The 20,643-nt window shown below is 45.4% G+C and carries 18 protein-coding genes; 9 read left to right on the top strand and 9 right to left on the bottom strand.

Translation table 11 applies throughout. The features are described 5' to 3' along the window. Positions 1 to 58: 58 nt before the first annotated feature. The 6 genes from IM753_RS10690 to IM753_RS10670 all read right to left on the bottom strand — a co-directional run bounded on the left by IM753_RS10690 (position 59) and on the right by IM753_RS10670 (position 5,029). Positions 59 to 550 (bottom strand): cytochrome c, encoded by a 492-nt coding sequence (locus IM753_RS10690; protein WP_065254868.1) that lies wholly within the window; start codon positions 548 to 550, stop codon positions 59 to 61. Between the two features lie 175 nt (positions 551 to 725). Then, complete coding sequence (hemF, locus tag IM753_RS10685; protein WP_065254867.1) at positions 726 to 1,703, bottom strand: oxygen-dependent coproporphyrinogen oxidase; 978 nt, start codon at positions 1,701 to 1,703, stop codon at positions 726 to 728. 121 nt (positions 1,704 to 1,824) lie between these two features. Next, entirely contained in the window at positions 1,825 to 1,947 is a 123-nt protein-coding gene (locus IM753_RS13365) for a hypothetical protein (RefSeq protein WP_255518667.1), read from the bottom strand. Between the two features lie 54 nt (positions 1,948 to 2,001). Beyond that, complete coding sequence (locus IM753_RS10680) at positions 2,002 to 3,315, bottom strand: S1C family serine protease (RefSeq protein WP_065254866.1); 1,314 nt, start codon at positions 3,313 to 3,315, stop codon at positions 2,002 to 2,004. A gap of 278 nt (positions 3,316 to 3,593) precedes the next feature. Beyond that, positions 3,594 to 4,754, bottom strand: coding sequence for an aspartate aminotransferase family protein (locus IM753_RS10675; RefSeq protein ID WP_065254865.1), 1,161 nt, complete (start codon positions 4,752 to 4,754; stop codon positions 3,594 to 3,596). A gap of 92 nt (positions 4,755 to 4,846) precedes the next feature. Continuing rightward, the gene (locus IM753_RS10670; RefSeq protein ID WP_062501262.1) at positions 4,847 to 5,029 is read right to left on the bottom strand and encodes a DNA gyrase inhibitor YacG; all 183 of its coding nucleotides are present in this window, start codon (positions 5,027 to 5,029) and stop codon (positions 4,847 to 4,849) included. Between the two features lie 550 nt (positions 5,030 to 5,579). Here IM753_RS10670 and IM753_RS10665 point away from each other — a divergent pair. Further along, entirely contained in the window at positions 5,580 to 7,082 is a 1,503-nt protein-coding gene (locus IM753_RS10665; RefSeq protein ID WP_227514636.1) for a DUF3360 family protein, read from the top strand. 769 nt (positions 7,083 to 7,851) lie between these two features. Here the strand turns inward: IM753_RS10665 and panF are convergent. The 3 genes from panF to rpsT form a co-directional block, all read right to left on the bottom strand. Further along, a complete protein-coding gene (gene panF / locus IM753_RS10660) occupies positions 7,852 to 9,300 on the bottom strand; it encodes a sodium/pantothenate symporter (protein ID WP_194109262.1) in 1,449 nt (482 codons plus the stop codon). Then, the gene (locus tag IM753_RS10655) at positions 9,300 to 9,629 is read right to left on the bottom strand and encodes a YhdT family protein (protein ID WP_083108123.1); all 330 of its coding nucleotides are present in this window, start codon (positions 9,627 to 9,629) and stop codon (positions 9,300 to 9,302) included. The genes panF and IM753_RS10655 overlap by 1 nt, the downstream gene beginning before the upstream one ends. Before the next feature lie 174 nt (positions 9,630 to 9,803). Then, positions 9,804 to 10,070: a 30S ribosomal protein S20 gene (gene rpsT, locus IM753_RS10650; RefSeq protein ID WP_065254863.1), complete on the bottom strand. Its 267-nt coding sequence runs from the start codon at positions 10,068 to 10,070 to the stop codon at positions 9,804 to 9,806. Positions 10,071 to 10,394: 324 nt separating this feature from the next. On the opposite strand from rpsT, the gene gyrA reads away from it, so the two are divergent. From gyrA to glp, 8 genes are all read left to right on the top strand, one after another. Further along, a complete protein-coding gene (gene gyrA, locus IM753_RS10645) occupies positions 10,395 to 13,088 on the top strand; it encodes a DNA gyrase subunit A (RefSeq protein WP_065254862.1) in 2,694 nt (897 codons plus the stop codon). 154 nt (positions 13,089 to 13,242) lie between these two features. Then, the gene (locus IM753_RS10640) at positions 13,243 to 13,884 is read left to right on the top strand and encodes a DUF3800 domain-containing protein (protein WP_065254861.1); all 642 of its coding nucleotides are present in this window, start codon (positions 13,243 to 13,245) and stop codon (positions 13,882 to 13,884) included. Positions 13,885 to 14,565: 681 nt separating this feature from the next. Then, the gene (locus IM753_RS10630) at positions 14,566 to 14,706 is read left to right on the top strand and encodes a hypothetical protein (protein ID WP_194109261.1); all 141 of its coding nucleotides are present in this window, start codon (positions 14,566 to 14,568) and stop codon (positions 14,704 to 14,706) included. 71 nt (positions 14,707 to 14,777) lie between these two features. After that, complete coding sequence (locus IM753_RS10625; protein WP_062500562.1) at positions 14,778 to 15,755, top strand: DUF1852 domain-containing protein; 978 nt, start codon at positions 14,778 to 14,780, stop codon at positions 15,753 to 15,755. A 209-nt stretch (positions 15,756 to 15,964) separates the two neighbouring features. Then, positions 15,965 to 16,999, top strand: coding sequence for a methionine synthase (locus IM753_RS10620; RefSeq protein ID WP_062500560.1), 1,035 nt, complete (start codon positions 15,965 to 15,967; stop codon positions 16,997 to 16,999). Positions 17,000 to 17,255: 256 nt separating this feature from the next. Beyond that, on the top strand, positions 17,256 to 17,747 hold the full coding sequence (locus IM753_RS10615) for a flavin reductase (RefSeq protein ID WP_065255217.1): 492 nt from the start codon (positions 17,256 to 17,258) through the stop codon (positions 17,745 to 17,747). A gap of 478 nt (positions 17,748 to 18,225) precedes the next feature. Further along, a complete protein-coding gene (locus tag IM753_RS10610; protein WP_227514653.1) occupies positions 18,226 to 19,320 on the top strand; it encodes a peptidylprolyl isomerase in 1,095 nt (364 codons plus the stop codon). Positions 19,321 to 19,329: 9 nt separating this feature from the next. Then, the gene (glp, locus tag IM753_RS10605; RefSeq protein WP_065255218.1) at positions 19,330 to 20,616 is read left to right on the top strand and encodes a gephyrin-like molybdotransferase Glp; all 1,287 of its coding nucleotides are present in this window, start codon (positions 19,330 to 19,332) and stop codon (positions 20,614 to 20,616) included. The last annotated feature ends 27 nt before the right edge of the window (positions 20,617 to 20,643 follow it).

Raw genomic sequence — 20,643 nt, 5'->3', positions numbered from 1 at the left:
ATCAATTTACCCTTAAAATTATTTAAAAGTTTATTGATCAACAATTAACAATCAACAATCACTTTTTATAAACCTTATGGCAACTGCCACAGTTTTCTGCCATGGCTCCAAAGGCGGTGTGAACATCATCAGCACTTTGGGCAGTGGCAGCGACTGCCACAAGGTTTTGGGTGGCAGCATCAAACTCGTCTTTTTTGGTTTGAAAGCCTGCCGCATCTGACCATACAGCGTCCTGAGAGTCGCCTTTGGCATTGGCATCATTAAAGTGCGTCCACATTTGGACGGTGCTACCACTGATGAATTCAGCTTGCTCTTTAAAGGTGGCGGCATCAAAATTGGCAGGGTTTTCCATCATGCCTTTTAAGATATCATTGGCAGCACGCCAGTCTTGCATTAGGTCTTGGCGGGCTTTGACATCGGGTGATGTTGCTGAGCTAGCACCAGCAGGGGCTTTGTCGCCACAAGCAGTCAGGGCAAGGGCGGTTAGGGCGATGAGACCAAAAGATTTTACCGATTGCAATTTTAGAGATTTCAATTTTGCTGATTTCATGGGGCTTTCTATCAAGGTGGCTTGGTATTTGACAAAAAAGAATTGGCAAAAACCAATTCTTTTTTATTATTCATGAGTTTATACAAACTAATATAAATATATCACAAGCCTTTGATGATTTCAAACGTCATTGCATAAAAGTACACAAAGTTACATTTGATAACAAAGCGGGCGTTTATGATTTACCCATCAAACCAAGCCAATCTCTGGGCTTTAAATAAAAGTCGGTCAGTTCAAACTCTGGCGTGCCTGCCACGGGTTCGTAGCGATATGCCCAGCTTGCCAAAGGGGGCATGGACACCAAAATAGACTCGGTGCGACCATTGGACTGCAAGCCAAACAGCGTGCCACGGTCATAGACAAGGTTGTACTCAACGTACCGCCCACGGCGATACAGCTGAAAGGCACGTTCATCGGCGGTGTAGGGTCGGTGTTTGTTATTTTCAAAAATAGGAATGATGCCATCGATGTAACCTTGTCCCACTGCTTGCATAAAGGCAAAGCATTTTTCAAAATCCCAGCCTTGGGTAGTGGTGTTTAGGTCGTCATAAAACAGTCCACCCACGCCACGGCATTCGCCACGATGTTTTAGGTAAAAATAGTCATCGCACCACGCTTTAAAAGTCGGATAAACATCATCGCCAAAAGGCTGGCACAGCTTGTGAGCGATGGTGTGCCAATGTACGACATCATTCATTATAGGGTAAAAGGGGGTTAAATCAAATCCGCCCCCAAACCACCAAATCGGCTTACCACCATCGGCAGGCGTGGCGACAAACAAGCGAACGTTGGCATGACTGGTTGGGACGTGGGGGTTTTTGGGGTGGACGACCAAAGACACGCCCATCGCCTGTGCGGTCGCTCCTGCCAGTTGGGGGTGGCGTTCACTGGCAGATGGGGGCAGGTTGCGGATGTGAATGTGGCTAAACATCACGCCCGCCTTTTCGATGACCACGCCATCAGAGAGTACGTTTGAGCGACCGCCACCGCCATCGGGGCGTTCCCAGACATCACTGATGAATCTGGCAGAGCTTGCCCCATCAACACCACCTGCGTGTTCTTGGGCTTCTAGGGCTTGACAGATGTTGTCTTGTAAGGTTAATAAAAATCGGCGGACGGCTAGGATTTTATCGTCATCGATGTGTTCGCTCATGATGTTCTCGTGGTTTGTAAATGATGGATAAATAGTAAGGCTTTATTTTAAAAATTCAACAAAAAACTAGGGCGTGCCTACCATTGATAACATTTTTAAAAATAAGATGAAATTTAACACTTTAATTCATTTTTGCATGAAAAATGGCTAAATCTGGTTTTTCATCGTCAAAAGCTCGTTTGATAGAATAACCATCAAACTTCACTTTTTCCTTGAAAAACGGGCGATTTTTCTCATTTTTCATGGCAAATATCAAAGGCGGGCACGCCCTAATACCAAGATTGGGTTTGGTTTGCCATCAACGTCCGTGCATGCGGTTTAACTGATTAAACAGCTCATTAAGATAAGCACGCTCTTCGGAGCTTAGAGAGCGACTGCCTTGTTGGCTGTTTTGGCGGTTGTTGCCACGACTGGGGCGTTCGCCGACGGTGATGGTAAGCTCATGCTCATCGTCACCACGCTTGACTACAGCATCAAGTGTGCTGTCGGGAGCCTTGGCAGAGACGATACCGATGAGTGTGTTGGCGTTGTCAATGGTTTTGCCATCAAGTGACAGCACCACATCGCCTGCCTGTAGACCTGCCTTGCCTGCTGGGCTATCTGTCATGACATTGGCGATGACCACGCCTTCGTGAGTGGTGAGATTGGTGGGGTTCTCCCTGACAGGGGCAATCTCCACGCCAAGCCAGCCACGGCTGACCCTGCCAGTGCTAATTAGCCCGTTCATGACCTGCTCAACAATGGTGGTGGGAATGGCAAAGCCGATCCCCATCGAACCGCCAGAGCGAGAGTAGATGACGGTGTTAATGCCAACCAATGCCCCATTGGCGTCCACCAAGGCACCGCCTGAGTTACCAGGATTGATGGCGGCGTCGGTCTGAATGAAGTCTTCAAAGGTGGTCAGACCCAGTCCAGAGCGACCTGTGGCAGAGATGATACCTTGGGTGACGGTCTGACCCACGCCAAAGGGATTGCCAATGGCAAGTGCAACATCGCCCACACGAATGGGTTCACGGCGAAAAGCGAGTGGAACTAGGTTGTCCATCTCAACCTTAATCACCGCCAAATCACTCTCCACGTCCGCCCCCACGATGGTCGCCCGTGCCTTACGCCCGTCATTTAAGGCGACGGTAATCTCATCGGCTTGTTCGATGACGTGGGCGTTGGTGACGATATAGCCGTCTTTGGAGACAATCACGCCCGAACCCAGACTGCTCGCCCCCCTGTCAATCTCTTGCCCTTGCCCATAGTATTCAAAAAACTGCTCTAACACAGGGTCGCCCATATAAGGGTTTTGCACTCTTTGGGTGGTGTAGATATTGACCACGGACAGGCTGGCTTGGGTGACCGCGTCATGATAAGAATCTACCGTGGGGGCGGTGTCGGGGTTGTTGTGGGCTTTGGGCGTGGCAAGGGTGGGTTGCCATACCTGCTCGCTTGATTGCGTGTTTGGGGCGATTTGTTCGGCTTTGGGAGCTTGGCTTTGGGTGGTTAGGGGCGTGGCGTTGTGCTTGGCGACCAATAGCACCAAAGCTGTGGCTAAGGCTAGGGCAATCAGCCATGGCAGAATAACCCAAATGCTTGCCCCTGTTTGACGGTGAGTGTTGTTCATGATTTTCCTAAAATTGTTTTGATAAAATAAAGTATATGTCAATCTCAACTTAAAATGATAACTTATTGATTGCCCTATAATTATTGTTGGGTTGTAGGGGCGAATTGCAATTCGCCCTTGATAAATCAATCACTTATAAAAAGTTGAGAATGAAGTAAAGTAGGATAATTTTACCAAAATAAACTTCAACAAGTTTTACAAAATCGGATGAATTTTAGGCATTTTTTTAACAATGGTTGCTAGAATATGGCAAATTTTACACCAAGTTTATCCCAAGCTTATTCCAAGGTCTTTTCTAACAAACCAATCAGCCTATTGGTCAAAATCACCGTATCATCATGACTAATATTTAAGGTAGGTAGCAGACGAATGACATTACCGCCTGTAACGTTTAAAATCAGATAAAACTCATCACGAGCCATGTCCACAATGTGCGTACAGTCCACGCCATCAGGCAAACCAAAGCCTATCATCATGCCACGCCCACGCACGTCTATTTGTGGGAAATGCTCACGCACGCTTTGGCGGATAAAATCGCTCTCACGCATGGCATTTTTCATCACTTCATCGGTCAGCTCATCATAGACGGCACAGACCACCCGACAGCCAAAGGGCGTACCGCCAAACGTAGAGCCGTGTGAACCCGCTCCGAACAGGTCTTTGGCTCGCCCTGACACCATACACGCCCCCACAGGAAAGCCGTTGCCCAGTCCTTTGGCGGTGGTCAGTACGTCTGGCTTGACATTGCTATATTGATAAGCAAAATATTTGCCCGTGCGACCGTTACCTGTTTGTACTTCATCAAGCATAAACAGCCAGTCGTTGGTATGGCAGATATTTTGTAGTTTTTCTAAATAATCATCGCTTGGGGTGTGTAGTCCACCTTCGCCCTGAATAGGTTCTACAAATACTGCACAAATGTCTTTGTCATCTATCAAGGCTTCTACGGCAGAGACATCATTAAATGGTACACGGATAAAGTCATCATCCAAGGTAAAAAAGCCTGTCCGAGCCTTAGGATTGGCGGTGGCGGTTACGGTGAGTAGGGTGCGACCGTGAAAGGCGTGTTCCATGACGATGACTTTGGGGTGAGATTTGCTTTGGTTGTGGGCATATAGGCGAGCCAGTTTTAAGGCACATTCGTTGGCTTCGGCTCCCGAGTTGGCAAAAAATACTTTGTCCATGCCCGCCTTTTGACAGAGTATTTCGCCTGCTTTTTCTTGCCAGTCAATTTGGTATAAATTACTGGTGTGAATGAGCGTGTCGGCTTGCTCTTTCATGGCATGGCTGATGGCAGGGTGGCAATGACCAAGCCCACACACGGCGATACCTGTTAGAGCATCCAGATACGCCGTGCCGTCTGCGGTGTACAGATATGAGCCTTGCCCACGCACAAAAGAAATGGGCTGACGGGCGTAGGTTGGCATAAGATAAGACATAAAAAGTCCTTAAATTTTTCTAAATAATAAAATCAAAAATTGTCAAATGAATGGCGTGTAAAATTTGATAAAATTCTCAAAATTTGGGTAAATCACGCTTTGGACAATTCATCGCTAAATGGCGTATCATCGGTTGCCACACGATATGATTCATCCGCCCACGCTCCTAAATCAATGAGTTTACAGCGTTCACTACAAAACGGGCGGTTCGGGTTGTCAGACCAACTGGTCGGTTTTTGACATTGGGGGCAGGGGTAAGTGGTCGGTGTGGTCATGTGATGGTCTTTGATGTGATTGTTTTGTGATAGGGATTTATTTTAACAAATTTTTACCATTTACACAAAACGAGTTTGTGTTACTAGGGCGTGCCCGCCTTTGGTATTTGCAATGAAAAACAAGATTTAGCCATTTTTCATGCAAAAATGGATTAAAGCATTAAAATTTTCATCTTATTTCATAAAAATGTTATCAATGGTAGGTACGCCCTAGGTGTAATGGGTTTTAATATCATTAAAAATTAGCAACTTAGCAAATATTTCATAATTTTTTACAAATAAAACATGACAGTCACAAAAAAGAAAGTTATAATCAGCACCGCACTCTTACTAGTACGATTGATTTATTAAATTATTGTTATAAAATAACTTATATGACGTTTGTGGTATTTGTAGAAATAATTAATGAATCGGTGGGATGGTAAGGTTGCTTGGTGTTTTAAAAAGTGTTTTTTGGCATTGTATGAGCATGCAGATGAATGCAAGACTTAGACAAATGAAAAAACAAGGATTTTAAAACGCACTTTTCTCACAGTGATAGGAGGTATTTGTGAGTGATGTTCAATCTGATTTAACCGAAGAGCAAATCCGAGAATACACAACCAAAAGCTATGAAGAGCTTCATAAGCCTTCATCTGCCTTTGAGTCTCGTGACGCTTATCTAAGACACGAATTGCAAATCATGAAACCCAAAAGATGGGGCGTGAACTTGCCATTTCGTGATTATCGTTTTGAGTTTGAAGATACCATTCCTGCGATGGCGGGGATGATTGGTAAAATCGTCATGGTGGGAGCGATGGCAGCTGCCTTTGCCGCACCGCTTGGTTTGGGCGAAGATTTTGTCTTGCAAAACGTCCGCTATGAGATGATTATTGCTGCAATCTTTGTACTTATTTTCTCAGCATTTTTCCTACCAACGTCCAACTTACCTGGCACACACGGACCGCTCATTCCGCTCATTCCTATTGTGGTGGCGGCAGGGGGGCACCCACTTGCTTTTGGTGTGCTCATCGGGGTATTTGGACTGATTATGGCGGTCTTAAAAGGCGGTAGCCTGATGTCCAAGCTCACCAGTAACGGGGTGGCAGGCGGGCTACTACTCTATCTGGGTTTTGTAGGGCTGATGGCTCAGGTCAAAAACATGATAGCCTGGGCGGATAAAATTGGTCTGCCACACATCGCCTTTATCATCATTTTATCAACCATTGTTATGTATGCCTTGCTAGAACACTGGCAAAAACGTTGGCTTGCGGTGCCTGTCGGCTGTGCGTTGGCGGGCTTTTTGGCATTTATCTTGGGAGCTCCCTTTGAGTTTAAGACCGAGCCAGGGCTGCCGCCACTTAGCCCCACTTACTGGTGGGGTGAGAATACAGGTTGGACGCTAGGTCTGCCCGACGCCAAAGCCTTTATTGTGGTATTTCCTTTTGCGGTGTTGGCGGTTGCCATGTGGCCACCAGATTTCTTGGGACACAAAGTATTCCAGCAAATCAGCTATCCTAAGCACTCTGAACGTACACACATGAATATTGATGACACGACCATTGCGTGCTCTATCCGTCAAATGGTGGGCTCGGCACTGGGTGGGGCGAACTTCACATCATCATGGGGTACATACATCGTGCCTGCATCCATCGCCAAACGTCCGATTCCTGCTGGTGCTGTCTTGACCGCAGTATTTTGTATCGTCGCAGCCATTTGGGGTTATCCCATGGACTTGGCGGTATGGCAACCTGTGCTCTCCACAGCTCTTATTGTGGCGGTATTTGTACCGCTACTAGAAGCAGGTATGGAAATGACTCGTGCAGGTAAGACAACTCAGTCAGCCGCCATCGTGGTGTTCTCATCAGCATTGGTGAACCCTGTGTTTGGTTGGTCGCTAACCATGATGTTGGATAACCTAGGTCTTATCGGTGATAAAAAACGCAGTGTTGAGCTGGGTCTGATGGGGCGTGTGATTATCCCTGTGGCAAGTTTTGTGATTCTATGTATTGCCATGGGCTTGGTGGGTATGTTCCCTGGTGTACCTGCATTACTACCGCAGTTTAGAGTTTAATGGTTTTATAAAACAAAAATCGCTCAATGGATATTGGACGATTTTTTTATTGGGGTGTGTTTGTTTTTTTGTGTTTTTCATTAAAAATGGGGAAAGTTGCCTATTTTTTATGAAAATAATTTAGGGCGTGCCTACCATTGATAACATTTTTATAAAATACACCCGAGAAACTTTAAAATTACCACAAACATAAAGAAGTTTGGGTGTAGGGGCATGCTGTGCACGCCTATAAAAATTGGCATGTTATCAAAGGATGTGCGGAGCCAGTCCCTACAAAGCCTGTGGTAAATATTAAGTTTGTTAGGTGTAAGATGAAAAATTGACAATTTCAATCAATTTTTGCATGAAAAATGGCTATCCAACCACTTAAATTTAAAAATTGAGTGAAACTCTTAAAATTTACCCAGTTAAGTGGTCGGATTGTTTTTTATAATAAAAACTTGTCTGATAAAAAACTCACAGCCTTTGTTTTTTTCTTGAAAAACGGGCGGTTCCCCTGCTTTTTTAACAGGTATTTTTCATTGCAAATACCAAAGGCAGGCACGCCCTAATAAAGTTCAACACGCCCTAATAAAAAATAAATGGATTTCATGGATAGACCTTGCTTTTCATACCAATTTTTTGGGATATAGGGTGTGTCAAAAGTTCGCACATCGGACTAAAAATAAAGATCAAGAATTTTAATTTGAATCAATTAGGATTACAACACCAATCTAACTTTCAAGATTTTATTAAAAAGATGTCAATCTTTCATTTATTTAAATCAAACCTAAACCAACATCACACCTTTTTTATCTCCCCCACCCTTATTCCCCACCAAAAACGCCACCAAACCAATCGCCAATGCAGGCACGACAGCGTGCAAATCCCATAAGGCGATTTTAAAATAGGCGATGATGACATAGCTTGTTAAGCCTGCCACCATTGACCATATCGCCCCTGTGGCATTGGCTTTTTTATAATATAATCCAAATACCAGCACCCATAAAAAAGTCGCTTCCAACCCACCAAAGGACAATAGGTTTAGCCAAATCAGCATATCAGGCGGATTTAGCATGGCAACGACCGCCAAAATCACAGTAAAACCAAGCGTGAGCGTGGTGGAGTAGCGTTTGATTTTGGCTTCGTTGTGGATAGCGTCAGGCTTGATAGACAGATACAAATCCTTAATGAGCGTACTTGACGACTGTATCAGCATCGAGTCAATGGACGACATAATCGCCGCCATGGGAGCTGCCAAAAATATCCCCGCCACAAAGGGCGGTAGCACCGTCATCATCAGCGTGGGAATGACTTTATCAGGCACATCAAGCTCAGGCACGACCGCACGAGCCAGCACCCCTGCTAGGTGCATACCCAAGACCAGCACCGTCATCACCACCGTCCCGACAAGTATCCCCCGATGTAGCGAGCGACTGTCCTTATACGCCATCGCCCGCACCGCCGTATGGGGCAGACCAATCAAGCCAAAGCACACCAGCACCCAAAACGACAGCATAAACGTTGCCGACAGCTTATCATCAACGCCTGTGGGGGTCAGTAGACGTGGGTCAATGGCATGCAGGGTTGTCATGGCGTTGTCCATACCCCCTGTGGCGACAAGCGTTGCCCCAAGTAGGAGCATCGTGCCGATGAGCATGACAAGCCCTTGCACCGTATCGGTCAAAACCACCGCCCGAAAGCCACCGATAAAGGTATAAAGCCCAATCACAAGGGCAAACACGCCAATTGACCACTCATAAGGCAGACCCAATGTCGTTTCAAGCAGACGACCCGCCCCAATAAACTGCACCACCATCATGCCAAAAAACGCAAGCAGGAGCGAGACGCACGCAAGCCATACCACGACTTTATTTTGATAACGGGCAAATAGCAGGTCGTTAATGGTAATGCTACCTGTTTGACGGGCGAACATGGCAAATTTTTTGCCGAGTGTACCAAGCGTGAGCCAAATTGCAGGCACTTGTATCATGGATAACAGCACCCAGCCCAAGCCAAATTTGTACGCCGCCCCCGGCCCTCCGATGAATGAGCTTGCCGAGACATAAGTCGCAACTGTCGTCATGGCAAGCACAAATCCGCCCATGGAGCGAGAGCCGACATAGTATTCATTTAAAAATCCGCCCGTTTTGCGTTTTTGATAAGCGTACCACGCCACCCCAAACACAAAAAACAGATACAGGACAAGGGGGATTAAAATTTGGATATTTAGATTCATTAATTTTCCCCTTGTTTGTCATTGTGATTTAACTCGTTGCTTAATTCACCGTCTAAATCCATTTCCTGATAAACCGCCTTTAACACCGCCATGCTGATTAAAATAAAAATCAATGGCAAAAACACACAGCTTAGCTCAAACCACAACGGCAAGCCCAAAACCCCCGTCCCCGTTGGCATAAAATAGGCAAAAACCACCCAACCTGCCATGTACAGGAGCGTAAGATACACCGCCCATTTGGCTTCACGGTTGAGTTGATGGGTAAGTGGGGTGGATGTTGGGGATTGGCTTGGGGTGGGGTGGTTGGCTTGGGGTGGGGTATCTGACATGGTGCGTCCTTACAAATTCTTATAAAACCCTTTAAATAAGAGCAGGATAAAAGCAAAATAAAGGCGAAAAAACGCACAAATTTTAACACAAAATCTGCCACTTTAAAATAAAAAAGACCTTAATCAATATTAAGGTCTTTTTAAGTCTGTTACCAAAACTGGTATGAGTGCCGATTAAGCTTTTAGGGCTTTGATAGCTTTGTTTAGACGGCTCTTATGGCGAGCAGCTTTGTTTTTGTGAATGATGCCTTTGTCAGCCATGCGGTCAATCACAGGAACGGCTTTGGTGTAGGCTTCGGTTGCTAGGTCATAAGACTTAGATTCGATGGCAGATACCACACGTTTGATGTAGGTACGAACCATAGAACGTTGAGATGCGTTTTGGGCACGGCGTTTGACGTTTTGGCGTGCACGTTTACGAGCTTGGGCTGAGTTTGCCATGATAATTTTCCTTACAAAAAGTAAAAATGGATAAAAGTAACTTAGTGTAGGCGATAATTCAGGCAGCCACCGAATTACCCAATAAAATAAAGGAGACACGTTGCCTAACACAATAAAGCCGATATATTAGCAAATTTTTGGGATTTATTCAAGTGCCTTATTAGGTTTTTAAAAATTCTAAAAAACCGCCAAACGGTAAAGTTTTAACATATTGATTTTTAATAATTTTTTAAAATAAAAAGCTCGTATTTTATGGCGTAAAATTCGCCATTTTTGCCATTTTGTGCTATAATGTCGCCTTTATGTGTGTTCCTTGGAAAAATTATGACCGATAGCGTAACCCCCGTTGGGATTGTTGATGAATTAAAGCAGTCCTACCTTGACTATGCGATGAGCGTCATCGTCTCTCGTGCCTTGCCTGATGTGCGAGACGGCTTAAAGCCTGTTCACCGCCGTGTGATGTACGCCATGCACGAGCTGTCCAACGATTATAACAAACCCTACAAAAAATCCGCCCGTGTCGTGGGCGATGTTATCGGTAAATATCACCCCCACGGCGACACTGCCGTGTATGATGCCATTGTACGTCTTGCCCAGCCGTTTTCTATGCGGTATATGATGGTGGACGGACAGGGCAACTTCGGCTCGGTGGACGGCGACCCACCTGCCGCCATGCGTTATACCGAAGTGCGTATGCAAAAACTCACGCACCAAATGCTTGCCGACCTTGACAAAGACACGGTGGACTGGGAGGACAACTATGACGGCTCCGAAAAAATGCCGTCTGTGCTACCTGCTCGTGTGCCAAACCTGCTTGTCAATGGGGCAACGGGCATTGCAGTCGGCATGGCGACCAACATGGCACCGCACAACTTGACCGAAGTTGTGAACGCTTGTCTTGCCTATGCCGATAACCCCATGATTACAGGCGATGAGCTGGCAAGCCACATCAGCGGGCCCGATTTTCCCACAGGTGGTATCATCTATGGGCGGAGCGGGATTTCGGACGCTTATCGCACAGGTAAGGGGCGACTGCACATTCGTGGGCGTTATGTCATTGAAAACATGGAAGGTAACTCAAAAGACCGTGAACGCATTGTCTTTACTGAGATTCCTTATCAAGTCAATAAAGCCAAACTCATTGAGCAAATCGCCCAACTTGTCAATGACAAAAAATTGGACGGTATCACAGGCGTGCGTGATGAGTCCGACAAAGAGGGTATGCGGATTGCCATTGACCTAAGACGTGGCGAAAATGCCGAAGTCGTGGTAAATAATTTATTCCTGCAAACGCCCTTAGAATCCAGTTTTAGCATTAACATGGTTGCCCTTGACAACGGACAGCCACGCCTTATGACCTTGCACGACCTAATCGCCAGTTTTATCCGTCATCGCCAAGAGGTTGTTACACGCCGTACCATTTTTGAGCTGAATAAAGCCAAAGCTCGTGGGCATTTGTTAGAGGGCTTAACCATTGCCCTTGCCAATATTGATGACATCATTGAGACCATTAAAAAGTCCGCCAACCGCTCTGAGGCTCGTGAAAACTTGCTTGGGCATATCTGGCAGGCGGGCAATGTGGTTGCCATGCTAAAAAATGCAGGGGCAACGTCTATCCGCCCCGACATCATCGAGGGCGAGGATTTAAACGCACCGTTTGGGCTTATCAATGACGACAAAGAATACCGCCTATCGCCCGACCAAGTGAACGCCATTTTGGATATGCAACTGCACCGCTTGACAGGATTGGAGCAGGACAAATTGTCCAAAGAATACCAAGAGATTTTGGGCGAGATTGCACGTTTGCAGATGATTTTGGCGGATTTTGACAAACTTATGGGCGTGATTAAGGCGGAGCTTATCCAAATCCGTGATGATTTTGGCGATGAGCGTAAAACCGACATCGTGGACGCACGAGCCGATTTTAGCCGTGAAGACCTAATCCCAGAGCAGACGGTGGTCATGACCGTGTCGCATACAGGCTATGCCAAAACCCAAGCCGTGAGCGACTACCAAGCCCAAAAACGTGGCGGAAAAGGCAAATCAGCGACCGCCATGAAAGAAGATGACGTGATTGAGCATTTATTGGTTACCAGTACGCACGCCCATATTTTGTGTTTTACCAACACAGGGCGAGTGTTTGGCTTGCGTGGTTTTGAAGTGCCGATTGCGTCTCGTGGCTCAAAGGGCAGACCGCTTGTCAATCTGATTAACATTGACCCAAGCGAGAGCGTAACCGCCATTTTGCCTGTGGAGAGTCTAGCCGATGACGGTAAATTTGTGTTTTTTGCCACGGCAAGCGGTACGGTTAAACGTGTGGCGTTGTCGCAATTTGCCAATTTGCGTGCCAACGGACTAAGAGCCATTGACCTTGTGGACGGTGATACCTTGATTGGTGTGGCGATTACGGACGGCGAGCAAGAGATTATGCTGTTCTCCAACGAAGGTAAAGCCATTCGCTTTAAAGAATCCGCCATTCGTGCCATGGGACGTACCGCCAAGGGCGTGCGTGGTATTCGTGTCAATCTCTTAGCTAGTCTTGGCTTAGACGATGACGAGCCGACCGATGACGATACCGATGATAGTGATAATGACAGCGTGGTGTCGGTCAGTCGTGTGGTGTCGCTCGTGGTTGCCCCACAGGCAGGCGAGATTTTGACAGCGTGCGAAAACGGCTATGGCAAACGTACTCCGATTGATGACTATCCGACCAAAGGGCGTGGCGGTCAAGGCGTGATTGCCATTAAGACATCAGAGCGTAACGGTCAGCTTGTCAAGGCGGTGGCAGTAACAGGCGATGAAGACGTGATTTTGATTTCCGACAAAGGCACGCTTGTCCGCACACCTGTCGCCCAAATCGCAACCGCAGGACGTAACGCCCAAGGGGTTAAGCTCATTCGCATTGGCGAGAGCGAAACGCTGGTGGGACTTGCATGCGTGGAGCATGAAGAGCCAAGCGATGATGACAGTGACAGCGAACATGGCGAGATGATAGAAACAAGCCAAGATGGCGAATGATAAAAAAGGCGGATTGATGTCCGCCTTTTTTGTTGGGGTGGGGTTATTGTTTTTTGAATTAATCCACTATCTTATTTTTTAGAAAAAACAAGATAGTATTTTTGGTATTTTGTTTTTATAATGCCGGCAGAATAGCAAACCGTTAAGAGATGACATGAATTTTAGTAATTATATTGTTTATGTAGATGAAAGTGGCGACCATAATTTGGATAACATCAATTCAAAATACCCTATTTTTGTTTTGGCATTTTGTATTTTTAATAAAAGATACTATAACAACCATACTGTTAAAGACATTCAAAACCTAAAATTTAATTATTTTGGGCATGATATGATTATTTTACATGAGCGAGATATTCTAAAACGTAAGGGGGTGTTTAATCAGCCCAATGAGATACACCAAGCATTTTTAAATGATATTAGCGAATTGATGAAAAATAATAAATTTGTTGTCATCGCTTGTGTTATCCGCAAAGATGAACTACCCAAAGCCGATATGGCGGACAACCCTTATCATTTGGCAATGTCAATGGGGCTTGAACGCTTGTATGATTTTTTGGGTGAAAAAAGACAACAGGATACCCAAACTTTTGTGGTATTTGAACAACGTGGATTGAATGAAGATAAGTTGTTAAAAGCTGAATTTGAGCGTGTTTGCCAAGATAAATGTTATACTCAATTCATATCAAAACCATACAAAAAACCGTTCGCCCTGAGCTTGTCGAAGGGTAACGGTTTTTCCTTATCATGGTTCGACAAGCTCACCACGAACGAAAAAACCTTTGTTGTGTTTTGAATAGAATTCACTATATCCATTTCAACTGATTTTGGCATCAAAATACGCCAACTCATCAGGTATGCAACTGGCGGATTTAATTGCACGACCCATTGGTAATCATGTATTAAGACCTGCTCAGACTAACCGAGCCTTTGATGTTATTAAACATAAATTTTATTGCAAGCATGGAGCAAATCATACAGGGCATGAGTATGAAGATTTGGGGTTGAGAATTTATCCCTAAAACAAAAGCCCCAAATTTCTTTGGAGCTTTTGCCGACTAGGAATTACGCTTACGCTACCCTGTCCATAGTTATATCTTACCTTTATTTGTGCATAAGGTCAATGAAAATTACAAAAAAATGTGCATAAAATTGTAAAAATATTTGCATAAAGTAAAAATGTGTGTTAAATCAGTTCCGTAGAGTGCATCCCATGCACCTTTTAAAAGAAAAAGCATAGTGGTGCTTGAACCCCCGCCACTTTAAATATAAATGCGTAGGAAAAACACAACACCCAAAAATCATACCTTATCATCAGACAAATTGCAATTTATCCCCACAAATCCACCAAAGACAAACACCCAAAACCACAACATTTCCCCAACCTGAATTTTTTTCAACTTTTTTTAAAAATATATCAGTTTTTTTCATCAAAAAAATGTGGTTTAATAGGGCGTGTTGAATCTTTGTATTTGCGATGAAAAATGAGAAAAATCGCACGTTTTTCAAGGAAAAAGTGAAGTTTGATAGTCGCTCTATCAAACGAGCTTTTGACGCAGAAAAACAAGATTTAGCCATTTTTCATGCAAAAACATTGTTCATACCTAAAATTTTTTAAAATGTAAAATGTGTTATAAAGGTTCAACACGCCCTACACACATTCCAAAAACAACCCCGCAAGGTGAAAAAATGACCGTACAATTTCAATGCCGAGTGCATACCCAGCGTTTTGATGAAAACTATGAGCCAGCCAGTAGCACCCGTTTGACCACCAACTTTGCTAACCTAGCTCGTGGCGAAAACCGCAAACAAAACCTACAAAACGCCATTAGAATGATTAACAACCGCTTTAATGACCTAGCGACTTGGGACAACCCAACAAACGACCGCTATTCGGTGCTGATTGACATTGTGTCTATTGACATTGACGTGGCAGGCAAGGGCGAATTTTTCTCAGGATTGGAATGGCTAAAAACGTCTGTGGTTGACCACAAAACAGGCAAAACCATTGACGGTATCATCGGCAACAGCTTTTCATCGTTTGTCCGTGATTATGATTTTAGCGTGCTACTTCGTGAGTACAACAAAGACAAGCCTGAATTTACTGTACCAGAAGGTTATGGCGATTTGCATGGCAAATTGTTCAAATTCATGGTTGCGTCCGAAGAGTACAAAGCTCAATCCAAAAAACCGCCTGTCCTGTGCCTAAGCGTTGCGACCACTCGCACCTATCACAGAACCACCAACACGCACCCGATTTTGGGCGTGGAATATGTGCAAAACGACTATTCATTGACTGATGAATATTTTGCCAAAATGGGCTTAAAAGTGCGTTACTTTATGCCACCAAAATCGGTTGCTCCGTATGCGTTTTATTTCGATGAAAATGCCGATTTGTTGAACGATTACACCAACTTAGAGCTGATTAGCACCATTGCGACCATGGAAGCGTTCCAGCGTATCTACCGCCCAGAGATTTATAGTGCCAACTCGGTTGCAGGGCAAGTGTACAAAGGCAGTCTAACTTATGAAGATTATGCCGTGCCAAAAGTGGATTATGACCGTGTGGAGCGTAACGATTTGGCGGTAAAACAAGGCAAACTTGCCGAAGAGCAGTTTATCAAGCCCTACAAAGAGATTTTGGACGCTTGGCTTGCTGAAAAATAAGAGATGAATTTCAATCAGCCGATAAATTTTGGTCGGCTGATTTGAATTTTTTGGTATAATGGAGTTTGGTGATAAATGGTTTTCCGTTCGCCCTGAGCCATGCCTGCGGGTGAAAGAAAACCTTTTCATGGTTCGACAAGCTCACCACGAACGGTTTTCTATACCACATCTTTTTAAATAGAAATCATTTTTTAATTTAGGAAAACACAATGAGCAAAATTTTACTTCCCACTTCCACCGCAGGCAGTTTGCCAAAACCGTCTTGGCTTGCCGAACCTGAAAAACTGTGGTCAGAATGGAAATTTGAAGGCGATGAGTTATTACAAGCCAAGCAAGACGCACTTTTGGTATCGCTTGCCGAGCAGACCAGAGCAGGCATTGACATTGTCAGCGACGGTGAGCAGACCCGTCAGCACTTTGTAACCACGTTTATTGAGCATTTGGACGGTGTGGATTTTAACAAGCGTGAAACTGTCCGCATTCGTAACCGCTATGATGCTTCCGTGCCTAGCGTGGTAGGCGATGTGTCTCGCCCAAAATCGGTGTTTGTGGACGATGCCAAATTTTTGCGTCAGCATACCGACAAGCTCATCAAATGGGCTCTGCCTGGTCCGATGACGATGATTGATACCTTGTATGACGGGCATTATAAGAGCCGTGAGAAGCTGGCGTGGGAATTTGCCAAAATCCTAAACGAAGAAGCAAAAGAGCTGGAAGCGGTAGGCGTGGATATTATTCAGTTTGATGAGCCTGCGTTTAATGTGTTTTTTGATGAGCTAAACGATTGGGGCGTGGCGACCTTGGAGCGTGCCATCTCCGGGCTAAAATGCCAAACGGCAGTACATATCTGCTACGGCTACGGCATTAAGGCGAACACCGATTGGAAACAAACTTTGGGCAATGAATGGCGACAATACGAAGAGAGTTTCCCAAAACTGCAACAATCCAAAATTGACATCATCTCGCTAGAATGCCAAAATTCTCGTGTGCCAATGGATTTGATTGAACTGATTCGTGGCAAAACGGTCATGGTTGGGGCGATTGACGTGGCGACCAATGAGATTGAAACGCCTGAACAAGTGGCGGATACTTTGCGTAAAGCCTTGCAATTTGTGGATGCGGATAAGCTCTACCCAAGCACCAACTGCGGTATGGCTCCACTGTCTCGCACGGTTGCTCGTGGTAAGTTGCACGCTCTTAGCGAAGGGGCGAAGATTATCCGTAATGAGTTGGCAGGTAAATAATTGGTAAAAAATGTTGGGGTTTTAAAAATCCCAACCATTATGCCATTTTTATGCGTAGGGGCGAATCACATTCGCCCGTATGATTTTTAATTTATAGTCAAAACCCAAAATTTGATACGCTTGACAAGGGCGAATTGCAATTCGCCCCTACGGATTATGGGTAATTTGTATATCAATTTCAAATGTTGTTTGACTATAATTTGAATGATTTAAAAATAAAAATGGCGTTACACAAAAATAATTTTAAGAAAATAACATGGTATCAATCACAGATTTTAAAGACGCAATGGCAAAACTCACCACCGCTGTTCATGTGGTAACGACAGACGGTGTGGCAGGGCGACATGGCTTTACGGCATCGGCAGTATGTAGCGTTACCGACACGCCCCCAACTTTGCTTGTGTGTATGAATACAAATATCGGTTTTTATGACAATTTTGTCAAAAATGGCGTGCTTATGGTCAATACCTTGACTGCCGAGCAGTCGCACTTGTCTAACACGTTCGCATCACGGCTAAATTCTGACGAGCGTTTCACTCATGGCACTTGGGAGACACTTACCACAGGTTCGCCAATGCTAACTGATGCCTTGATTAGCTTTGATTGCAAGATTAGCGAAGTTAAAGTAGTTGGCACGCATGGGGTATTTATCTGTGAGATTATCGCCATTCGTCAAGGCGACAGCGATAAGGCATTGACTTATTTTAACCGTAATTATCATAAAACTGATGACGGCACGGCATTATAAAGGGTAAACAAAAAAGCATGGCGTAAGTTGTGCTTTTTTGTTTTGGTGGATTTGTTCCAAAAAATAATATTTTTTACTTCATTCTCAACTTAAAATGGTAAATTATTGATTATTGGTTAGGGCGTGTTGAGTATTGGTATTTGCAATGAAAAATGAGAAAAATTGCCCGTTTTTTAAGGAAAAACAAAGGCTGTGAGTTTTCTATCAGACAAGTTTTTATCCGACCGCTTAACCAGGTAAATTTTAAGATTTTAACTTAATTTTTTAAATCAAGTGGTCGGATAGCCATTTTTCATGCAAAAATTGATTGATATTGTCAAATTTTCATCTTATTTTATAAAAATGTTATCAATGGTAGGCACGCCCTAGTAAACCAAGTTTGGTGGTGCTATGCCAACCAAGCTAAACCAAAAGGAGTATTTTATCCTTGACAAATATCATGAATAATACACCAAAACCAACATCCCAAAGGTGTCTTATGACTGTCCAAGCCTACAACCCCAAAGCCCCAAATAACCCCGCCCCCACTTCAAGCCCCACCCAGACCAGCCCCGAGCTATTACACATCAGCGAGCCAAGCCAAAGCCACACCAAGCAGTCAGACGGTTCGTGCGGTTGTGGCGGAAATCACGACCACAGCCACGAGCCTGAGTTTTATGATGACGGCATTCGAGTCATGCCCACATCAGACGACCTAAAACGCCTGTCATCGGATGCCGAACTCATACAGCGAGCCATCAGCGAAGAGAATGCTAATCACAGCAATCTTATCGCTTCATCTCGCCAAAGCGTGCCAACCATCACGGTCAATGGCGTGCTTATCAGCGAGCAAGCCATTGGCGAAGAAGTGCAGTATCATCCTGCCGACAGCCAAGATGAGGCGTTGTTTTTGTCTGCCCAAGCGTTGGTCATTCGTGAGCTATTACGCCAAGCGGTCATGGCGGATAATGAATTAAAAGACGAATGGCAAGTCGATGACGAAAACGCCATCTCAAAACTCATCGCCAAAAACGTCCGCCCCAACACGCCAACCGACAGCATTTGTGAGCAGTATTACACCGCCAATCAGGGCGAGTTTACCGCACCGCCCGTCATGAAAGTCCGCCACATTTTGCTCGCCTGTCCGCCCGAAGAAGGCGAAGAACGCATTGAGCTAAAAAAACGTGCCTATGAGCTGATTGACACTATCACAAATAGCCCCAACCCAACAGGCGAGTTCATCGCCCAAGCCATGCAATATTCTGCTTGTCCGTCCAAGACAGACGGGGGCGAGCTTGGTATTCTACAAAAGGGAGCAACCGTACCCGAATTTGAAAAGGCGGTCTTCGCCCTACCCAAAGGGCTTGCCCCAAGCCCCATTGAGAGCCGTTATGGGGTGCATATTGTGGACGTCATGGAGCGTATGGACGGCAAGGCGTTGAGCTTTGATGAAGCGTTGCCCATGATTAGAAATAGACTGTCTCAGCAGGCATTTCATCATGCGTTGATTGATTATTTGTACACCCTAAAACAAAATGCCGACATCGTGGGCATTGACATTAGTGTCAATCAAGAGAATATTTATCGGGGCTAAGGGGGGATTATGATTAGTGTAGAAGACTTACAACACGCCATCAACGCCACGGCAAGCACGCACGCCAAGGCTCACAAGGACACGCTAGCTTTGCCCCTATTATCCGCCATCGGTCATGTGCTGGCACAGGACATCACGGCAGGTTTTGACATTCCCCGCCAACACTTGTCCGCCATGGACGGTTTTGCCTTGGGGGCAGGGTCGGATTTGGCGAGTGGTAGCCCGTTTGTTGTCATTGGCGAGTCGTGTGCAGGCAAGCCTTATCAAGGCATGGTGGACGTGGGGCAAGCGGTGCGAATCTTTACAGGGGCGGTCGTGCCAGATGGGTGCGACAATGTGGTCATGCAAGAGAACACCGATTGGGACGACATCAAACACAGCATTGATAAATCCACCACTTACACCATCACCCTTGCCAAAGACTCATACGCAGGCAACAACATCAGGCACCAAGGCGAAGAAGTCGCCACAGGCGAGTGCGTGCTGAGTGTGGGCAAACGCCTAAACCCTGCCGACATCAGTCTGCTTGCCAATCTTGGCGTGGCGGATGTGGTGGTGTATCGTCCGCTTGTGGTGGGGATTTTGGCGACAGGCGATGAGCTTGTAACTGTGGGCGAGAGCCTGCCAAACCTTGCCAATATTTATAACTCAAACACGCCCACCCTAAAAGCACTTTTAAAAGATTTGCCCATCATCATCAAAGATTACGGCATTATCCCTGACGACTTAGCTAAGACTTGCCACGCCATAGAGCAAGCGGTGCATGAATGCGATGTGGTGGTGTCAAGTGCAGGGGTGTCGGTGGGCGATTATGACTTTTTGACCCATGCCATTGACAAACTGGGCAAAATCACCCATTACAAAGTCGCCATGAAGCCGGGTAAACCCTTTGTCTTTGGCGAGCTTTATGACAATGCCGATAGCCCCAAAACGGTGCTGTATTTTGGGCTACCCGGTAATCCTTTGTCCTGCGTAGTGGGCTGTTTGCAGTTTATCATTCCCGCCTTGTGGCGACTGTCTGGGGTGCGTGATGATGACTTGCCCAAGCGATTAACCTTAAAGGCGACCCTAAGCCACGACATCAAAAAAAGGGCAGGACGTAAAGAATTTATGCGTGGCATTTATCATCAAGATGAGCTTGGTGGATTTGTGGTGCAAGCGGTGGGCGTGCAAGACTCGCACCGTATCAAGCAGTTATCACTTGCCAACTGCCTTATCGTGGCAGACAAAGACAGCGAAGGCTATTTGGCAGGCGATGAGATAACAATAGAGTCATTTGGGTGGGGGTTTTATTGATTAGGGCGTGCCTACCTTTTATAACAC

Source organism: Moraxella sp. K127 (assembly GCF_015223095.1).
Classification (GTDB): Bacteria; Pseudomonadota; Gammaproteobacteria; order Pseudomonadales; family Moraxellaceae; genus Moraxella.
This window is presented reverse-complemented; position numbering and strand designations above follow the sequence as displayed.